We start from the raw sequence: 1,213 nt of genomic DNA on the forward strand, positions 1-1,213 counted from the left end.
ATGCGGAAGTCCGGGTCGGCGAGCGACAGTTCATGCGCGAGGTTGTTGAGCGGGCAGCCGCGCACAAAGCCTTGCCGTTCCAGTTCAGCCGCCACCGCCTCGAACACGGCGCGGACGCCTTCGCGCGCCGTGGATGCGGCGCGCACCGGCGCGATCCAGGTCTGATCCACGGTGGCGGCCACCCGCTCCTCGATCACCGCCAGCGCCAGCGCCTTCTTAGTCGGGAAATGGTGGTGCAGCGCGCCGCCGGTGACGCCCGCCGCCGCCATCAGGTCGCCGAGGCTGGAGGCGTGATAGCCGCGCGCCTGGAAGGATTCCTCCGCCACGTCGAGCACGCGGCGGCGCATGCCCTCCGGGTCGTTGGTGCGTTTTTGGCGACGCGATTTCGGCTGGGCGGCAATCTCTCCTGACATCTGGGCACGATACCAGATTGACAAAACAGGACAACCGGTCTGTTTTACAAAACAGGACGATCACCCTGTTTTGGAGCCGACAATGGACCTTGCTCGAAACGAAATCTCTGCACGCCTTGCTTCACCGATCGTGGAACTCAGGCAGTACACGCTGAAGCCCGGCCGGCGCGAAACGCTGATCGACCTCTTCGATCGCGAGTTCATCGAGAGCCAGGAGGCGACCGGGATGACCATTATCGGCCAGTTCCGCGACCTCGACCGGCCCGACATATTCGTCTGGATGCGCGGCTTCGAGGACATGACAGCGCGAAAGGAGGCGCTGAGCGCCTTCTATGGCGGACCGGTCTGGGCGGAGCATCGCGACGCCGCCAATGCGACGATGATCGATTCCGACGACGTGCTGCTGCTGAAGCCGGCCTGGCCGGGCGCCGGGTTCGACGTCCATCGGCAAAGTCGAAAACCAGAGCGAGAATAATTGCTTACCTGGTATTATTGAGATCCAGATTCATCATTTGCGACGCGGCGCTGAAGCCGGTTTCGCAAACCGCTTCGAGACCGAAGCCGTTCCGCTGCTCGCGGAAAACGGCATGCGCCTGCTTGGCGCCTTCATCAGCGAGCATGCCGAAAACAGCTTCCCGCGCCTGCCGGTGCGGTCGGGCGAAAACGTCTTCCTCAGCGTCACCGGTTTCGACGACGAAGGCGCGCGCCGGCGGTCGCAAACCGCCTTCGCCGCCTTGCCGTCATGGCAGGCGTTCCGCGATACCACGCAGGCCGATTGCACAAAGCCTGCCGAGACGCTG

2 protein-coding genes and 1 pseudogene are annotated in these 1,213 nt (G+C 64.0%); 2 read left to right on the forward strand and 1 reads right to left on the reverse strand.

All coding sequences use genetic code 11. The features are described from left to right. Window positions 1-347: TetR/AcrR family transcriptional regulator (locus EN742_RS35410; protein WP_189375743.1), on the reverse strand; the 347-nt coding region annotated here is incomplete at its 3' end. Between the two features lie 148 nt (window positions 348-495). Here EN742_RS35410 and EN742_RS39855 point away from each other — a divergent pair. Then, window positions 496-888 carry an NIPSNAP family protein gene (locus EN742_RS39855; protein WP_245492486.1) on the forward strand — a complete coding sequence of 131 codons (393 nt, stop codon included), beginning with the start codon at window positions 496-498 and terminating at the stop codon, window positions 886-888. Between the two features lie 112 nt (window positions 889-1,000). After that, window positions 1,001-1,213 (forward strand): annotated as a pseudogene (locus EN742_RS39860) (NIPSNAP family protein); the annotation flags it as partial.

This window comes from Mesorhizobium sp. M4A.F.Ca.ET.020.02.1.1, from assembly GCF_004022645.1.
Classification (GTDB): domain Bacteria; phylum Pseudomonadota; class Alphaproteobacteria; order Rhizobiales; family Rhizobiaceae; genus Mesorhizobium.